23 protein-coding genes, 1 tRNA gene and 3 pseudogenes are annotated in these 16,023 nt (G+C 26.8%); 22 read left to right on the top strand and 5 right to left on the bottom strand.

Annotation, left to right across the window (positions count from 1 at the left end):
• The first annotated feature begins 6 nt into the window (after positions 1 to 6).
• From AACK78_RS00880 to AACK78_RS00800, 18 genes and pseudogenes are all read left to right on the top strand, one after another.
• Positions 7 to 681 (top strand): hypothetical protein, encoded by a 675-nt coding sequence (locus tag AACK78_RS00880; protein ID WP_338955683.1) that lies wholly within the window; start codon positions 7 to 9, stop codon positions 679 to 681.
• Positions 682 to 694: 13 nt separating this feature from the next.
• Entirely contained in the window at positions 695 to 2,479 is a 1,785-nt protein-coding gene (locus tag AACK78_RS00875) for a 1-deoxy-D-xylulose-5-phosphate synthase (RefSeq protein ID WP_338955681.1), read from the top strand.
• Positions 2,480 to 2,670: 191 nt separating this feature from the next.
• A complete protein-coding gene (locus tag AACK78_RS00870) occupies positions 2,671 to 2,934 on the top strand; it encodes a transposase family protein (RefSeq protein ID WP_338954390.1) in 264 nt (87 codons plus the stop codon).
• Positions 2,901 to 3,173 (top strand): annotated as a pseudogene (locus AACK78_RS07205) (hypothetical protein); the annotation flags it as partial. The gene AACK78_RS00870 and the pseudogene AACK78_RS07205, both read left to right, overlap by 34 nt.
• Before the next feature lie 21 nt (positions 3,174 to 3,194).
• Positions 3,195 to 3,791, top strand: a complete 597-nt coding sequence (locus tag AACK78_RS00865) for a DDE-type integrase/transposase/recombinase (RefSeq protein ID WP_338955679.1) — start codon at positions 3,195 to 3,197, stop codon at positions 3,789 to 3,791.
• A 74-nt stretch (positions 3,792 to 3,865) separates the two neighbouring features.
• Complete coding sequence (locus tag AACK78_RS00860; protein WP_338955677.1) at positions 3,866 to 4,120, top strand: hypothetical protein; 255 nt, start codon at positions 3,866 to 3,868, stop codon at positions 4,118 to 4,120.
• Between the two features lie 365 nt (positions 4,121 to 4,485).
• Positions 4,486 to 5,355, top strand: a complete 870-nt coding sequence (gene thyA, locus AACK78_RS00855; RefSeq protein WP_338955675.1) for a thymidylate synthase — start codon at positions 4,486 to 4,488, stop codon at positions 5,353 to 5,355.
• On the top strand, positions 5,355 to 5,837 hold the full coding sequence (locus AACK78_RS00850; RefSeq protein WP_338955673.1) for a dihydrofolate reductase: 483 nt from the start codon (positions 5,355 to 5,357) through the stop codon (positions 5,835 to 5,837). Before thyA ends, AACK78_RS00850 begins: the two co-directional genes overlap by 1 nt.
• Position 5,838: 1 nt before the next feature.
• Complete coding sequence (locus AACK78_RS00845; RefSeq protein WP_338955671.1) at positions 5,839 to 6,630, top strand: lysophospholipid acyltransferase family protein; 792 nt, start codon at positions 5,839 to 5,841, stop codon at positions 6,628 to 6,630.
• Positions 6,631 to 6,649: 19 nt separating this feature from the next.
• Positions 6,650 to 6,922, top strand: a complete 273-nt coding sequence (locus tag AACK78_RS00840; RefSeq protein ID WP_338955669.1) for a hypothetical protein — start codon at positions 6,650 to 6,652, stop codon at positions 6,920 to 6,922.
• A 25-nt stretch (positions 6,923 to 6,947) separates the two neighbouring features.
• Positions 6,948 to 7,247, top strand: a complete 300-nt coding sequence (locus tag AACK78_RS00835) for a hypothetical protein (RefSeq protein ID WP_338955667.1) — start codon at positions 6,948 to 6,950, stop codon at positions 7,245 to 7,247.
• A 26-nt stretch (positions 7,248 to 7,273) separates the two neighbouring features.
• Positions 7,274 to 7,519, top strand: a complete 246-nt coding sequence (locus AACK78_RS00830) for a hypothetical protein (RefSeq protein WP_338955665.1) — start codon at positions 7,274 to 7,276, stop codon at positions 7,517 to 7,519.
• A 207-nt stretch (positions 7,520 to 7,726) separates the two neighbouring features.
• A pseudogene (locus AACK78_RS00825) lies at positions 7,727 to 7,816 on the top strand (hypothetical protein); the annotation flags it as partial.
• Positions 7,817 to 8,072: 256 nt separating this feature from the next.
• Positions 8,073 to 8,834 (top strand): segregation/condensation protein A, encoded by a 762-nt coding sequence (locus AACK78_RS00820; protein WP_338955663.1) that lies wholly within the window; start codon positions 8,073 to 8,075, stop codon positions 8,832 to 8,834.
• A 5-nt stretch (positions 8,835 to 8,839) separates the two neighbouring features.
• A complete protein-coding gene (gene scpB, locus AACK78_RS00815; RefSeq protein WP_338955661.1) occupies positions 8,840 to 9,388 on the top strand; it encodes an SMC-Scp complex subunit ScpB in 549 nt (182 codons plus the stop codon).
• On the top strand, positions 9,388 to 10,131 hold the full coding sequence (locus tag AACK78_RS00810) for a pseudouridine synthase (RefSeq protein ID WP_338955659.1): 744 nt from the start codon (positions 9,388 to 9,390) through the stop codon (positions 10,129 to 10,131). Before scpB ends, AACK78_RS00810 begins: the two co-directional genes overlap by 1 nt.
• Positions 10,132 to 10,147: 16 nt before the next feature.
• Complete coding sequence (locus AACK78_RS00805; protein WP_338955657.1) at positions 10,148 to 10,750, top strand: deoxynucleoside kinase; 603 nt, start codon at positions 10,148 to 10,150, stop codon at positions 10,748 to 10,750.
• Between the two features lie 88 nt (positions 10,751 to 10,838).
• Complete coding sequence (locus tag AACK78_RS00800; RefSeq protein WP_338955655.1) at positions 10,839 to 11,423, top strand: inorganic diphosphatase; 585 nt, start codon at positions 10,839 to 10,841, stop codon at positions 11,421 to 11,423.
• Between the two features lie 208 nt (positions 11,424 to 11,631).
• Here the strand turns inward: AACK78_RS00800 and AACK78_RS00795 are convergent, their stop codons facing one another.
• The gene (locus AACK78_RS00795) at positions 11,632 to 12,399 is read right to left on the bottom strand and encodes a DUF3196 family protein (RefSeq protein ID WP_338955653.1); all 768 of its coding nucleotides are present in this window, start codon (positions 12,397 to 12,399) and stop codon (positions 11,632 to 11,634) included.
• A gap of 72 nt (positions 12,400 to 12,471) precedes the next feature.
• The gene (locus tag AACK78_RS00790) at positions 12,472 to 12,711 is read right to left on the bottom strand and encodes an Mbov_0395 family pilin-like conjugal transfer protein (protein ID WP_338955651.1); all 240 of its coding nucleotides are present in this window, start codon (positions 12,709 to 12,711) and stop codon (positions 12,472 to 12,474) included.
• A gap of 408 nt (positions 12,712 to 13,119) precedes the next feature.
• On the opposite strand from AACK78_RS00790, the gene AACK78_RS07200 reads away from it, so the two are divergent.
• Complete coding sequence (locus tag AACK78_RS07200; protein WP_422396874.1) at positions 13,120 to 13,566, top strand: transposase; 447 nt, start codon at positions 13,120 to 13,122, stop codon at positions 13,564 to 13,566.
• Positions 13,567 to 13,807: 241 nt separating this feature from the next.
• Here AACK78_RS07200 and AACK78_RS00780 read toward each other — a convergent pair.
• From AACK78_RS00780 to AACK78_RS00770, 3 genes are all read right to left on the bottom strand, one after another.
• Positions 13,808 to 13,892, bottom strand: a tRNA-Leu gene (locus AACK78_RS00780).
• A 66-nt stretch (positions 13,893 to 13,958) separates the two neighbouring features.
• A complete protein-coding gene (gene rpmB / locus AACK78_RS00775; protein WP_338955647.1) occupies positions 13,959 to 14,156 on the bottom strand; it encodes a 50S ribosomal protein L28 in 198 nt (65 codons plus the stop codon).
• A 329-nt stretch (positions 14,157 to 14,485) separates the two neighbouring features.
• Complete coding sequence (locus AACK78_RS00770; protein ID WP_338955645.1) at positions 14,486 to 14,653, bottom strand: lipoprotein; 168 nt, start codon at positions 14,651 to 14,653, stop codon at positions 14,486 to 14,488.
• Positions 14,654 to 14,891: 238 nt separating this feature from the next.
• Between AACK78_RS00770 and AACK78_RS00765 the strand changes: the two genes are divergently transcribed.
• The 3 genes and pseudogenes from AACK78_RS00765 to AACK78_RS00760 all read left to right on the top strand — a co-directional run bounded on the left by AACK78_RS00765 (position 14,892) and on the right by AACK78_RS00760 (position 16,011).
• Positions 14,892 to 15,053 (top strand): hypothetical protein, encoded by a 162-nt coding sequence (locus AACK78_RS00765; RefSeq protein WP_338954708.1) that lies wholly within the window; start codon positions 14,892 to 14,894, stop codon positions 15,051 to 15,053.
• 67 nt (positions 15,054 to 15,120) lie between these two features.
• Positions 15,121 to 15,393, top strand: a pseudogene (locus tag AACK78_RS07195) (hypothetical protein); the annotation flags it as partial.
• Between the two features lie 21 nt (positions 15,394 to 15,414).
• Positions 15,415 to 16,011, top strand: a complete 597-nt coding sequence (locus tag AACK78_RS00760) for a DDE-type integrase/transposase/recombinase (protein WP_338955643.1) — start codon at positions 15,415 to 15,417, stop codon at positions 16,009 to 16,011.
• Positions 16,012 to 16,023 lie beyond the last annotated feature (12 nt).

The raw sequence follows: 16,023 nt of genomic DNA, 5'->3' as shown, positions 1-16,023 counted from the left end.
TTTATAATGGCAGGACAAATTTTTGAACGTAGTGGCTCAGTTAAAAAGAATAATATTAAAATTTGAAAAAAATTAAATGAATTAAAATTAAATCGAGTTATTTTAAAAGATTTTAAAACTTTTGATGAAAAAGGAATTTTAATTAAAAACTTTGTTTACTTATTACGGTTAAATAATTTAGATGAACAAGAATATTTTGATAGCATTATTTTAATCAAGTTAGTTTTAATTTATTATCATATGCAATATATTCGTCATTCGGGGGTAAAACGAGAAGGGGAACGAATTTTAAAAGTAATTAAGGAATTAAAAACAAAAATTTTTGTTAACCAGCTTGATACTAATTATGAAACAGAAATTTTTGCGGATAGTGATATTACTAATCCAAAAATTAAAATGTATTATAAGTTTAATTTGCTTTATAATATTATTGCTAATATTTTTTACCAACCATTTACTAAATTGGAAAATCATAAGTTATATTTTGACTATAGTTATTATCTTGTCTTTTTAATTAATTTAACTGTAATGAAAAAGGTTTTAAAAGATAGCAGTAATGTTGAAATTTATAAAATAAAATTAGCCGTAACTGCTAATTGTCATTATTTAATTGGTGAAATTACGCCATTATATTTCAATAATTTTGTTCAACAAATTAATTATTTTTTACAAAAATATTAAGTGGGGTTAAAAGATGAAATTGCAAGATTATCAGAGTCATCAGGATTTAAAAAATTTAAAAACAAAAGCTTTAATTGAATTAGCAGAGGATGTTCGCCGTATTATTATTGCAACAGTGACGAAAAATGGTGGTCATTTAGCTAGCAATTTAGGAGTAGTTGAGTTAACAATTAGTTTATTGCAAACTTTTGATATTGATAATAATGATGTGATTATTTTTGATACTGGTCATCAAACTTATGCATATAAGATTTTAACTGATCGAAAAACCCATTTTACAACAATTCGCTTGCCAGAAGGGTTAGTTGCTTTTCAACATGTTGATGAAAGTAAATATGATTATCTTTCAAATGGCCATGCTGGAACGGGCTTATCAACGGCTATTGCTTATAGTTATAATCAAAAGTATCATAATATTATTTGTGTAATTGGTGATGCTGCTTTTACCAATGGGTTAACTTTAGAAGCTTTAACTTATTTAGGAACAATTTCGAATAAAATTATTATTATTCTAAATGATAATGCGATGAGTATTTCAAAAAATGTTAATATTTTACATACAGCAGTTAGTAAAGTTCGAACTGGGTGATTATACCGGGGGGCTAGTAAAATTGCGCGAGTTTTACGTTATATTCCACCATTAACATTGTTATGATTAGGACATTTATTAGTGGAAAAAATTATTCGTAGTTTTGTTATTCCGAGTTTATTTGCTGGTTTTAATTTGGATTATATTGGGACTGTTGATGGGCATAATTTTCGTAAGTTAACAAAAAGTTTGCGGCAGGCAAAAAAACGCAGTGCCAGTGTTGTCTTACATGTTAAAACAAAAAAAGGACATGGTTATGGATTATCACAAGCAGAGCAAGAAAAATATCATTCTTATAGTTTAACCGAGAATAAAAATAATGAATGAAGTTATTATGTTGCTCAAACAGTGGGAAAATTCTTCCAAACTGCCCCCGAAAAATTTTATTTTATTTCAGCGGCAATGCAAGCTTCCGTTCATTTGGAAGAATTTATGTTACAAAATCCCCAATATTGTTTTGATGTTGGATTAGCAGAGGAGCATGCTGTGACATTAGCAGCTGGTTTTGCCTTAGACCATCATAAAGTAATTGTGAATATGTATGCTACTTTTTTACAACGGACTTATGATCAAGTTTTACATGATGTTATTCGTAATCATTTACCAGTGATCTTTTTAATTGACCGGGCTAGTTTATCACTGGGGGACGGCGATAGTCACCATGGGATTTATGATGTTGGTTTTTTAAATAGTATGGGTGATATCCCAATTATTAGTCAACCAGCAACTAGTGGTGAATTTGAGCAATTATTAAAGTTAGCGTTAGCAAATCAAACAAATCCTTTTTTTATTCGTTATCCAAAGGGTGGAATTACGCATCAAGCTTGTGCGGGGGGGGCATTTCAAATTGGGCAATGAGAATATGTTATTCAAAATGCTAAAGCACCAATTTTATTAATAACATATGGGAATAATGTCGTGAAAGCCCAAACAATTATTATGAAGTTAGCAACAAAAAAAATTAATCTTATCAACGCACGATTTATTAATCGACTTGATAAACAAATGCTAGTGCAAATTAAGACAGCAAAATATTGACAAATTATTGTTTTTGAAGAAGTTATTAAAGAAACGGGGTTATATGCTAAAATTATTGATTTTTTAATTAACAATAATACAACGATAATTTCACATTATGGTTACGATAATGGTTTAATTAAAAAAGAGCCTAATAATTTAGCCGAATTATTAAGAAACTTAATTAATTAAAAAAATATCCTTGTATTATGCAATAATAAAGGTTAAATTTATATATAAGAAAAAGGAGAATAAGTATTATTATAGACTGCACCCAAAAAAGTAAGTAAAGAAAAAAGTCTTTGCTAAACTTTAGACTGCACCCAAAAAAGTAAGTAAAGAAAAAAAGTCTTTGCTAAACTTTAAAGGAGGTGCATTTTTATATGGCAAGAAAAGGACAAAAATTTAATAAATATACAGCATATTTTCGAAAAATGATAGTACAAGAGGTTAAAAATAATAGTATAAGTTTTATTGCAAAAAAATATCAAATTAATAAAAAAACTGTTGCTTCATGGTATGAAAATTTTAAGAAAGGAATTTTAAACACCAATAAAGGTCCAAAAGAATCATTTGAAAAAAGAGATTTAAACTATTACAAAGTTAGGTATGAATTACTAAAAAAGCTTCATGACTTTTACAATTAAATAAAAGAAAAATTGTATCTTTTATCAAAGAAAACATTAATAAATATCCACTAAATTTATTACTTGATATAACAGATTTAAAGCGTAGTTATTGAGATAAATATAAAAATTATTCAAGTAATGGTAAGGATAGCGAATCATTAAAAAATATTGTAAAAGTCTATGAAGAAAATTTAAAACAATTTGGTTATCGTCGAATTACCAAATATTTAAAAGAAGATTATGGCATTATTTATAATGCTAAGAAAGTATTGCGAATTATGAAAGAAAATAATATTCAAGCTGAATATGTAAAGCGTATGCGTAGAAAAATATTAATAAAACAAAATAGAAATAAAAATATAATTAAATATCCTGATTTAGTAAATCGTAATTTTAATGATATTAAAGAAAGATTTTCAATTTTATTTACTGATGTAACTTATTTAATTTGAAATGGTAAAAAACATTATCAATCAACAATACTTGATGGATATACTAAAGAAATTATTGATGTAAAATGATCAAAATTTAATAATAACAAACTTGTAATTGATAATTTAAATGATGCAATTAATAAAATTAAAAAAATAAAAAAAGATTTAAATAAAATAATAATTCATTCAGATCACGGATATCAATATACATCTAAAGATTACAATAGTAAATGTTTAGATAACAAAATTATAATTTCAATGGGTAAAAATTATCATTATGCAGACAACATTATTATTGAAAGTTTTCATTCATTACTTAAAAAAGGAACAATCCATAATAAAAATTATAAATCTCATAATGAATATATTAATGATGTTAAAAAATGAAATAAATGATATTCAAACCAAAAAGAAAAATATATAATAAATGAAAGTTTGTAAACCTTTTTATTAATACTTACTAAACAGGGTGCAGTCTAAATTTAGTTAACTTTTTTAAGTTAATTTTTTATGATTTGGTATTTACAATTTACAGTTCCAATGCAAAAATTACATTAGCTTTCACAGTATGAGATTCAGAAAAGTGAACAAAGCATTTTGTTGATGACCGTCCCGTTGTTAAGAGTAACGATAATCTTTTTGAAAACTTACCAATTTTACCAATTAAACAAATCATTGGTGTTAAATTAGTTATTTCTGATAAGTATGGAACCGTATCGAATTATTTAATTGGGAACTTTGTTGTTGCTGATCTATTAGAGTTAGAATAATTTACATTTGTTATTCTTCTTGAAAAGAAAGAAAATGTGATAAAATATAACTTGTCCGCAAGGACAGTTATATACGTTTATAATAACGTTAAGGTGTGTTTGGGGTTATTAACAGCTATATAAATCAGTAACTCTACACCCAAGCATTTAAAGCAGTTCAGAGTTATTTTAAATATAAAGCAAAAACTAATAAATTGATGTTAGTTTTTTAATTTGTTATAATTTTATTAACTTTTTATGATTTAGTTTTACAGTATACACATAAAAAAATAATCTTGTTAAGAATTTTTTTATTTTTTCATATGATTTTATTTTTAAATAAGGTAAGATTTAAGTATGTGAGAATAGAAAATAGGGTGAAAAGGATGGAACAATATCATAAAATGGCTCGTTTTATTTTAGAGCATGGGCAAGAAAAAGATGATCGGACAAACACTGGAACAATTTCTGCTTTTGGTTATCAAATGCGCTTTAATTTAAAAGAAGGTTTTCCAATTTTAACAACAAAAAAAGTTCATTTTAAATCAGTTGTTTATGAATTGCTATGATTTATTAAAGGCGATACTAATATTAAATATTTGGTTGATCATGATATTCGAATTTGAAATGAATGACCATATGAAAAATATAAAGCATCAGCAAAATATAATCATGAAACATTAGCTGAATTTGTAGAAAAAATTAAGACTGATCCAAATTTTGCTGCGGAGTTTGGTGATTTAGGACCAGTATATGGGAAACAATGACGAAACTTTGATAGAGTGGACCAGTTAGCAAAATTACTAACGAATTTAAAAAAGAATCCTTATTCTCGTCGTCATATTATTAGTGCTTGAAATCCAACGGAAGTTGATGAAATGGCTTTGCCACCATGCCATACTTTGATGCAATTTTATGTTTCAAAAGATAATAAATTGAGTTGTCAATTATATCAACGTAGTGCTGATGTTTTTTTAGGTGTTCCTTTTAATATTGCCAATTATGCTTTATTAACTCATTTGATTGCCCAAGTTGTTGGTTTAGACGTTGGCGATTTTGTCCATACTTTTGGGGATTATCATATTTATAAAAATCATTTTGATCAAATTAAAGAACAATTAACACGAACACCACGAAAATTACCAACTTTAAAATTAAATCCAGCAATTACTTCCTTATTTGATTTTAAATTTGAAGATATCTCACTGGTGGATTATGACCCAGCCCCATTGATTAAAGGAACTGTTGCAGTATAATGATTAAGTTATTATGAGCAATGGATAAAAATAATTTAATTGGGAAAAATAATCGATTACCATGACATATCAATGAAGAATTGCAACATTTTAAAGCAACAACTCGTGGACAAACAATTTTATTTGGGCGTTTAACTTATGAAGGAATTGGTCATCTGCTTCTAAACCGCAAAACATTAGTTTTAACAACCCAACCAGATTATCAAATTAACCATCCGGATGTTAAAGTGGTAACTGATTTATCAGCAATTATTAATTTTTATTATCAAAAGCCAACAGAGGATATTTATATTTGTGGGGGTAAACAGATTTATCAGGTAACATTACCAGTTGCTGATGAATTAATTATTAGTTATATTAAAGGAAATTACAAAGGAGATACTTATTTTCCGAAATTTGATTTAATACAATTTACGTTAATTAAAACAGCCGAATATCAACAATTTGTAATAAAATATTATAAGAGAAAGGAACAAAATTAAAATGGTAAATATTTGAAAAATTATTCTAACATGACCAAGATTTTTGCGAACAATTACTAAGGCAAGAAGTATTAGTAAAAAGATTAAACATGATCCAAATATTGTTTCAGAAGAATATCGTTATCATTGATTGCAAAAACGAACACGTTATATGTTATGAGTATATGATGTTAAAATAATTGCCCATGATCGGGATAATTGAATTGATAAAGGTTGTTTAATGATTGCAAATCATCAGTCAAATGTTGATCCAGTGTTATTGTATGCTTTAAATGATTTTAATAAAATAGCGCCATGTGCTTTTATTGCTAAAAAAGAATTAGCAAATGATCGGCCATATAAGAATTTTTTAACATTAATTGATGTTTTATTTTTAGACCGTGAAAATCCTCGTCAAGCCCTAGAAGTTATTAAAGAAGCTAATGACTTAATTCGTGTACCGCGAACAATGGTTGTTTTTCCCGAGGGAACACGTAATCCTAGCCAAGAAATTGGTGAATTCCATGCGGGAAGTTTTAAAATTGCCCAAAAAGCTCATGCACCAATTATTCCTGTTTCAATTGTCAATTCTTATCTAATTTTTAATAAAAAATTTAAAAAACGTGGGAAGAAGTATGTGCATGTTGTGTTTCATAAACCAATTAAACCCGATACATTTATGACAAAACCAACGGAGTTAATTGCTAATAATGTTAAACAAATTATTCAAAAAGGAATTGAGCAATATCAAGATGTGGATCATAAAAAAGCTTATATTGAATATAAAGCTTCATTAAAGAAAAAAAATACTTAAAAAAAGAAGGTATCTAATAGTGAATATTTTACAATTAATTGATAAAAAGAAAAATGGACAAGAATTATTATGTGAAGAAATTAACTTTGTTATTAAAGGTTATACGACAGGGATTATTCCTGATTATCAAATTTCAGCTTTTTTAATGGCAATTTATTTTCAGTCAATGTCAATTTCCGAAATTTTGTTTTTAATCGAAGCAATGATTGAATCTGGGGAAGTATATGATTTAAGTGGGATCCCAGGTTTTAAAGTTGATAAACATTCGTCAGGCGCGGGGTTGGTGTGATAAAGTTAGCTTAATTTATGGGCCGTTAGTGGTTGCTTTTGGGTTAAAAGTAGCGAAAATGTCAGGATGGGGATTAGGACAAACAGGGGGAACAATTGATAAACTAGAAAGTATTCCTGGTTTTAAAGTTGAACTTTCTTTTGTTGAATTTCAGGATATTATTAATAAAATAAATTTATCAATCATGGCCCAGTCAGATAATCTAGTACCTGCGGATAAAAAAATTTATGCTTTACGGGATGTAACGGGGACGGTTGATTCATTACCATTAGTGGCTACCAGTATTATGTGTAAAAAATTGCAACTGGTGGGGGTGGCATTGCCCTAGATGTTAAATGTGGAAACGGTGCTTTTATGAAAACAATTTCTGATGCTCGTAAATTAGACCAAATTATGGTTGAATTAGGGATTAAATTTAACAAGAAAATTGCCGCTGAAATTACGAATATGACCCAATCATTAGGGCGAACAATTGGTAATGCGATTGAAATTTATGAAGCATTACAAACATTGCAAGGACAAGGACCGGATGATTTAAATTATATTGTTTGTGAAGCTGCGGCTTTAAGTTTAACCCTTAACCCAAGCAGGTCTTTTTAATGATTTGCCATCGGCAGTTCAAGCTTGTCAGGAAAAATTAAAAACTAAAGAACCATTAAATTGCTTCCGTTCTTTTGTTAAAGTGCAGGAGGAGATTTAAGTTTTATTGATAATAATTTACCTTTAAAAGATATTTTAAAAGTAAAAAATATTATTGAAATTAAAGCCAACCAAGCTGGCTTTATGGAAATTATTGATACTAATTAATTAGGATTATTAGCTGGGCGTTTAGGAGTTGGGCGTAATACTAAGGAAGAAACAATTGACTATCATGCAGGAATTTATTTAAATAAAAAAGCCGGCGAGGAAGTAGCCAAGGATGAGGTTATAATGACATTATATACTAATCGGTATATTACGACCCCAGTTTATAATTGAGCAAAACGGACTTTCCGGATTGTTGCAACAAAACCACAAGAAGAAGAGTTAGTTTATGAAATAATTCAGTAAAAGTCATGCTTTAAGTTAATCACTTTTTTGTTTTAATGACTTTAATTTTTTTAAAAATAGCGGTCTTATTAACTAAGAAAATGAAAATGGGAGAGAAATAATAATGTTACATTTACCGCGTTATGAAGTAAAACTTGATAATTTTTCAGGACCATTAGATTTGTTGTTACATTTAGTTAAGGAAAAAGAAATGGATCTTTTTACAATTAAGTTAACAGAAATTACTGACCAATTTTTAGCATATATTGGGGCCATGGAACAATTAAATATTGAAATTGCCTCGGAATATTTAACAATGGCAAGTTATTTAGTGGAAACAAAAACAAAGTTAGTGTTACCAAAAGAAGAAGTTAAAATTGATGATAATTATGAAAAAGATGCCCGGAATGAGTTAATTAGTCGTTTATTAGAATATAAAAAAATTAAAGAAGTTAGTCAATATTTCAAAGATCAGCATCAAGAAGGAATTCGTTATTTATCAAAACCACGGACAATTATTAAGGGTAATCCCATTAAAGACGAGGATTTACTATTATCACCCAAAATTAATATTGATAAATTAACGAATAGTTTTTTAAAAATGTTAGAACGAGTTAATGCAACAAAACCGTTAGAATCAAAAGTTGTTATTACTGAATTTTCACCAGAGGAAATGGCTGAGCGCATTATGGCTTTATTAGCCCAAGATGATAAAGAATGGACATTAGAAGAATTATTAGGTAATTTTACGTTATCATTGCAAGTTTTTATTGCTTGTTTTATTGCGTTGTTAGATTTAGCTCGGCACCAAAAAATTGAAATTGAGCAATACCACCATTTAGAAGAAATTTATATTAGACCATATTTACAGAAAGAGGGGAATTAAGATTAATGAATGTAAATAAAAAAATGGCTGTTTTAGAGGGGCTCTTATTTATTAGGGGCGATGAAGGAATTAGTTTAAAAGAAATCGCTTATATTCTTGAAATTTCTGTTGTTGAATGTGAAGAAGTTTTAACAAAATTACAAACAAAATATCAAACTAATGAGCAGCGAGGGTTGACAATAACGCCTTTTGCGGATAAATATCGTTTAACAACGAAACAAGAATATTACCAATTTTATTTAAAATTAGCTAATAATAAAATGGAAGCACGATTATCACAAGCAGCATTAGAAACATTAGCTATTGTTGCATATCGGGGACCAATTAGTAAACCAGAAATTGAAGAATTACGTGGTGTTAATTCAGATAGTGTTATTGCCAAATTACGCGCTCGTGATTTAATTGATGAAGCTGGAAAAAGTGAATTACCAGGGAAACCAATGACTTATCACATTACCGAAGAATTTTTAAAAGCTTTTAATTTAACTTCTTTATCGGAGCTGCCACAAATTAAAGAAACTGTGGTGGATAATGAACAGGATTTATTTAAATAATGGAACGATTACAAAAAGTTATTGCTGCAAAAGGTTATTGTTCACGCCGAAAAGCAGAAGAATTAATTACACAGGGTCGAGTTAAAGTTAATAATGTTATTGTGATAACATTAGGAACAAAAATCGATAAATATGATCAAATTCAGATTGATAATAAAATCCTTACTGATGAAAATTCAAGTAAGGTTTATTTAATGTTAAATAAGCCCCGTAATTGTGTTTCAACAATGCATGACCCTCAACATCGAAAAATGGTGTTAAGTTATATTAAAGGGGTACCACAACGAATTTATCCAGTCGGACGATTAGACTATGATACTAGTGGTCTTTTACTATTGACTAATGATGGGGAATTTACTAATATTATTACGCACCCAAGTCATATTATTAATAAGACATATCATGTATTAGTTTCTCGTTATCTTACAAAACAAGAATTACAACAGTTAGCAGCTGGCGTTGAAATTGAGCCAGGAATTATAACAAGTCAAGCGCAAGCAAAATTAATAAAATACGAAGAAACAAAGGATGCTTCCATTCTTTTATTGACAATTCATGAAGGACGAAAGCATCAAGTTAAAAAAATGATTCAAGCGATTGGACATGAAGTTATTAAATTAAAACGCGTTGCAATTGGTTTTTTACAATTAGATGAAGCATTAAAACCTGGTGAATGACGTTATTTAAAACCGAAAGAGATTAAACGTTTTTTTGGAATAGCATCACATTTAAAAACAAAATAAAGGAGAGAAAAAAACAATGCGAATTACATTAGCAGGAGTTGTTGGAGTTGGAAAATCAACTGTTAGTAAAATGTTGGGGGAAAAGCATAAATATCTGGTAATGGATGAACCAGTCGAAGAAAATCCATATTTAGATCAGTATTATGCTGATCCAAAAGGGATGGCTTTTAAAATGCAAGTTTATATGATTATGGCCCGCAGTAAGCAATTAAAACAAGCAAAAATAACATCAAATATTATTTTTGATCGTAGTATTTTAGAAGACCCAATTTTTGTTGATGTTTTGTATGAACTAGGATATATGAATAAGACCGACTATAAAGTTTATAAAGAATTTTATGTTGTTGTTGTATTACAAAGTTTATATTTAGATGAAAATATCAAACCAGAATTAGTTGTTTATTTACGGGTTGATCCAGAAATAGCAATGGAGCGAATTAGTAAAAGAGGCCGTGCTAGTGAGCAAAATGTTGGTAGCGCTTATTGAACATTATTGAACCAGAAGTATGAGGAATGATATGAACGTTCAAAAGATAAGTTTAATTTTTTAGTTATTGATGCCAATCATAAAACACCAGAAGAGATTGTTGCCATAATTTCTGAGAAGCTAATTGATTAGGGAGCATAAAATTATAATAAAAAATACTAGTGTTAACATGGAATGCCCCCGATACAGTATACAAAATTAATGAAAGGAAGAAAAAATAATGAGTAAAAATAATATTTTACCAATTGTTGTTGAAATCCCAAAAGGATCTAGCAATAAATACGAATATGATCTTAAAACGGGACGAATCATATTAGATCGAGTGTTATATGGTGCTAACTTTTATCCTGGCGAATATGGTTTTATTGAAAATACATTAGACTGAGATGGGGATCCGCTTGATGTGATTTCATTAATCACTTATCCAACTGTACCAGGTTGTCAAATTAATGTTCGAATTTTAGGAGCAATTAATATGATTGATAATGGGGAAATTGACACAAAATTAATGGCTGTTGTTGCCGATGACCCTCGTTTTAATCATATTCAAACTTTAGAAGATGTACCACAAGCTATTCGCGATGAAATTGAAAACTTCTTTTTACAATATAAAGCTTTACAAAAAAAAGAAGTTAAAATTAACGGTTGAAGTGGCTTAGACCAAGCTTTAAAAGAAATTAAAGAATGTCAAGACCGTTATTTAGAATATAAAGATATTTTAAATACTAAAGGCAAAGACACTGTGATGAAAATTTGAAAAGAAAAAGGATTAGGTCAAGTTGTATACTGTAAAACTAAATCATAAAAAGTTAATAAGATTATAATAAATTAAAAATAAAAAACAATAATCACAAAAAATATTAAATTAAAAATATTTTTTTAATATTTATTTTTAAAATTATAAAATTAAACACAACAAAAAAAATAAATTTTACTAATCTTAACAAACACTAATTTAATTTAAAAAAATTTTTTTAAAATATTGTTTTGATGTAAAATTTTCCAAGCAAGGTCTAATTGTGGTGTAAATTGGCAAATGCCAAATAAAGAACATATTTTTTCACTATTTTGTCTTGCACTTTAAATTGATCAGCCAACACTTGTAATGTTATGTTTTCACCATACATCTGATGCCCTTGATATATAATCGCAATCGCTAATTCTCTTGTTTCGTTATGTTTTAAAAAATAAGGATATAAATTATAATAATATGTTTCTAATAAATACAAACAAGTATGATATAAACTAGAATTATCGTTATAAACTCATTGATCTAATAATTTCATAACAACTTTAACTTGGTCATTCTCTTTATATGGGATAATTTTGGTTGGATCTAAATTAAAAACACCATTTGTTTTTTGAACTTGAAATACTTCAGTGATTTCTTGTTTTTTTAAAAGATATAATAAATAAATTTTAGCAAAATCAGAAACCTTTTTATTAAGGAAATATTTACGAATGACTGGCAGAATTTGACGTAAATTTTGATCTTTTAAATATTGAAAAGCTAATAATTGTGTTTCTTCATTAGGTGGATTTGCTAAAATAGCACTAATTTTTGCTAATGTTCAAACAGCCGTTTCGCTAGATTTTTGTTCACGGATTTTTGCATTAACTTCTTCTAATAAGGTTGTTAATTTTTTTTCAATATGTTGTGGAACATAAGGCATCATTAATTCATCATTAATTTTCATAAAGGCTCCATCATAATTATTATTATTAATTAATTCCTTAATTTCATAAATTAACTCATCATAATAATTTAATGGTGTTTCCATTTAATAAGTCCTCCTCCCATGAATTTATCATTTATATTTATTATAACAATTTTTGTATACTGTAAAATTAAATTAATTATGGGCAATTACTACCAACGAAGCAATAATTACTATAATTGGTCATTTTAAAGCGCCCAAATCATTTGCTCTTGCCTCTGGGTTATCGGTATTTCGCATTATTGAAATTAAAATAATAATTAATTTTCAACCTGCAAATATAACTTCCAATGTCAGAATTACTCCCAAAACAATATTAGTTCACATTATGGCAACATCAATTATTCCACTTAAATTTACTGTGTTTGCTTTCATATTTTCGTCCTCCTTTGTTATTTAAAAATTTTTATTTTGTTAAATTTTTTTCTTTCTTGGTAATAAATATTTTTCTTTTTTTTGATAGTGTTGTTGTTGGTTATTAAATAGACTGCACCCAAAAGAGTAAGTAAAGAAAAAAAGTCTTTGCTAAACTTTAAAGGAGGTGCATTTTTATATGGCAAGAAAAGGACAAAAATTTAATAAATATACAGCATATTTTCGAAAAATGATAGTATAAGAGGTTAAAAATAATAGTATAAGTTTTATTGCAAAAAAATATCAAATTAATAAAAAAACTGTTGCTTCATAGTATGAAAATTTTAAGAAAGGAATTTTAAACACCAATAAAGGTCCAAAAGAATCATTTGAAAAAAGAGATTTAAACTATTACAAAGTTAGGTATGAATTACTAAAAAAGCTTCATGACTTTTACAATTAAATAAAAGAAAAATTGTATCTTTTATCAAAGAAAACATTAATAAATATCCACTAAATTTATTACTTGATATAACAGATTTAAAGCGTAGTTATTGAGATAAATATAAAAATTATTCAAGTAATGGTAAGGATAGCGAATCATTAAAAAATATTGTAAAAGTCTATGAAGAAAATTTAAAACAATTTGATTATTGTCGAATTACCAAATATTTAAAAGAAGATTATGGCATTGTTTATAATGCTAAGAAAGTATTGCGAATTATGAAAGAAAATAATATTCAAGCTGAATATGTAAAGCGTATGCGTAGAAAAATATTAATAAAACAAAATAGAAATAAAAATATAATTAAATATCCTGATTTAGTAAATCGTAATTTTAATGATATAGACTGCACCCTGTTTAGTAAGTATTAATTACAATATCTTTACCATACTTTTTCACTAACGACCGCAAAATTAAATATTTCTTTATTTGCATAATTTCAACCCCCTATAATTAACTTAAAAATTAACTTAAAAAAGTTAACTAAATTAATAGTTAACTTTTTATGATTTGGTATTTACAATTTACATATTTTATTTAGTAAAAAGGCAAGTATTGTATTAACAATTTTGTAAATTGTAAATACCAAATCATTATTTTTTTCTCTTAAAATGGTGCCCATGATCGGACTCGAACCGATACGAATTTCTTCGGTAGATTTTGAGTCTACTGCGTCTGCCTATTCCGCCACATGGGCATTTTGTATCTTTTTAATTTTATCCTTACTTTTTTATTATGTCTTAATTGTTTCTGTGAGCTTTATTTATTTCGCAATTTGACCTTTACGCTTTAATGTTTTTAAAGTTCTTGTTGCAACACGTAATGTTTTAACTTCACCATCAACAACAATCTTTACTTTTTGTAAATTAACATTTCATTTACGATGGGTTGCGTTTAAAGCGTGTGATCTTTTATTTCCTGATAAAGCTCTTTTACCAGTAATTTCACATTTTCTTGCCATAATTTCACTCCTTTATATCTATATACTATAAAATAGTAACTAATTTTTAAATTAAAAGCAAGTAGAAATGTAATTTTTTATTTAAAGTGTGTAAATTGTAAATACCAAATCATAAAAAGTTAACTATTAATTTAGTTAACTTTTTTTAAGTTAATTTTTAAATTAATTATAGGAGGTTGAAATTATGCAAATAAAGCAATATTTAATTTTGCGGTCGTTAGTAAAAAGCATGGTAAAGATATTGTTATTAATACTGTCAATAAGATTGCAAATGATATTGAAATTAAAAAATAAAGAATAAATTATCCCGCCTAATTTACAATCTTCAATTAACTTTCAATTACTTCCAACTGGTGGTTGTTGTGGTTTGGGTTCTGGTTTATTACCCCCCCGTTTTCACTATTATTTGGTTTTTCGCAACTAATTAATGATGTTGTACTTGTTGCTGTTAATCCGATTACTCCTAAAATATTTAAAATGTTATAATTTATGTACAATAATTATAGCATTTTAAATATTTTAGGAGGTAAAGTATGAAAAAATATGAAAGATTAGATTTTAATGAAAGAGTAAATTTGGAAAAATTAAAAGATAATGAATTTTTTTATAGACTCACTAGACTGCACCCAAAAAAGTAAGTAAAGAAAAAAAGTCTTTGCTAACTTTAGACTGCACCCAAAAGAGTAAGTAAAGAAAAAAAGTCTTTGCTAAACTTTAAAGGAGGTGCATTTTTATATGGCAAGAAAAGGACAAAAATTTAATAAATATACAGCATATTTTCGAAAAATGATAGTACACGAGGTTAAAAATAATAGTATAAGTTTTATTGCAAAAAAATATCAAATTAATAAAAAACTGTTGCTTCATGGTATGAAAATTTTAAGAAAGGAATTTTAAACACCAATAAAGGTCCAAAAGAATCATTTGAAAAAAGAGATTTAAACTATTACAAAATTAGGTATGAATTACTAAAAAAGCTTCATGACTTTTACAATTAAATAAAAGAAAAATTGTATCTTTTATCAAAGAAAACATTAATAAATATCCACTAAATTTATTACTTGATATAACAGATTTAAAGCGTAGTTATTGAGATAAATATAAAAATTATTCAAATAATGGTAAGGATAGCGAATCATTAAAAAATATTGTAAAAGTCTATGAAGAAAATTTAAAACAATTTGGTTATCGTCGAATTACCAAATATTTAAAAGAAGATTATGGCATTGTTTATAATGCTAAGAAAGTATTGCGAATTATGAAAGAAAATAATATTCAAGCTGAATATGTAAAGCGTATGCGTAGAAAAATATTAATAAAACAAAATAGAAATAAAAATATAATTAAATATCCTGATTTAGTAAATCGTAATTTTAATGATATTAAAGAAAGATTTTCAATTTTATTTACTGATGTAACTTATTTAATTTGAAATGGTAAAAAACATTATCAATCAACAATACTTGATGGATATACTAAAAAAATTATTGATGTAAAATGATCAAAATTTAATAATAACAAACTTGTAATTGATAATTTAAATGATGCAATTAATAAAATTAAAAAAATAAAAAAAGATTTAAATAAAATAATAATTCATTCAGATCACGAATATCAATATACATCTAAAGATTACAATAGTAAATGTTTAGATAACAAAATTATAATTTCAATGGGTAAAAATTATCATTGTGCAGACAACATTATTATTGAAAGTTTTCATTCATTACTTAAAAAAGGAACAATCCATAATAAAAATTATAAATCTCATAATGAATATATTAATGATGTTAAAAAATGAAATAAATGATATTCAAACCAAAAAGAAAAATATATAATAAATGAAAGTTTGTAAACCTTTTTATTA

The organism is Spiroplasma endosymbiont of Polydrusus cervinus (genome assembly GCF_964019755.1).
Taxonomy (GTDB): Bacteria; Bacillota_I; Bacilli_A; order Mycoplasmatales; family Mycoplasmataceae; genus Spiroplasma.
The sequence above is the reverse complement of the archived record's forward strand: the minus strand, read 5'-3'. Positions and strand labels throughout refer to the sequence as shown.